The organism is Teichococcus wenyumeiae (assembly GCF_003696345.1).
Lineage (GTDB): Bacteria > Pseudomonadota > Alphaproteobacteria > Acetobacterales > Acetobacteraceae > Pseudoroseomonas > Pseudoroseomonas wenyumeiae.
In genome coordinates this window covers 1-809 of the sequence record NZ_RFLX01000176.1, presented here as the reverse complement: position 1 = coordinate 809, position 809 = coordinate 1, and the positions used below count along the sequence as shown (strand labels likewise).

Sequence of the window (809 nt, the reverse complement as noted above, 5' to 3'; positions counted from 1 at the left end):
CATTACCGGGACCGTATTCCGATCCGCGAGATTGAGAGGCGCACAGGCCTGTCGCGGAACACGATCCGCAAATACCTGCGGTCAAACACTGTTGAAGTGAAGTTCAAGGTTCCTGAGCGCCCGAGCCGCCTGGACCCGTTTGCCGACAGGCTGTCGGACTGGCTGAGGGTGGAGGCAGGCAAGGGGCGTAAGGGGCGCCGGACCGTGCTGCAGATCCACGCGGATCTGGTTGCCCTGGGCTATGATGGTTCCTATGCGCGGGTTGCTGCCTTTGCCCGGCGCTGGCAGGCGAGGCGGGAGGCGGCACAGCAGACGACCGGGCGCGGGGTATTCGTGCCCCTGGTCTTCCAGCCCGGCGAGGCGTTCCAGTTCGACTGGAGCGAGGACTGGGCGACGGTGGGCGGCAAGCGGATCAAGCTGCAGGCCGCGCATACCAAGCTGTCGCACAGCCGGGCTTTCGTCGTCCGGGCCTACAAGCTGCAAACCCATGAGATGCTGTTCGATGCCTTGACCGAGGCGTTCCGTGTGCTGGGTGGCGTCCCGCGCCGCGGTATCTTCGACAACATGAGGACCGCCGTCGACCGCATCGGCGCGGGCAAGATGAGGCAGGTCAACGCGCGGTTCGCGGCCATGGCCAGCCACTATCTGTTCGAGGCGACGTTCTGTAACCCGGCCTCGGGCTGGGAGAAGGGTCAGGTTGAGAAAAACGTGCAGGACGCCCGGCGACAGATCTGGCAGGGCATGCCGCCGTTCGCGGATCTGCCCGCCCTCAATGCGTGGCTGGAGGCCCGCTGCATCGAGCGCTGGAG

General features: G+C 65.8%; 1 protein-coding gene. It reads left to right on the top strand.

Going from position 1 to position 809, the window contains the following annotated elements; all coding sequences use genetic code 11:
• A partial coding sequence (gene istA, locus EBE87_RS28470; RefSeq protein ID WP_120641320.1) for an IS21 family transposase occupies window positions 1–809 on the top strand: 809 nt, incomplete at both ends.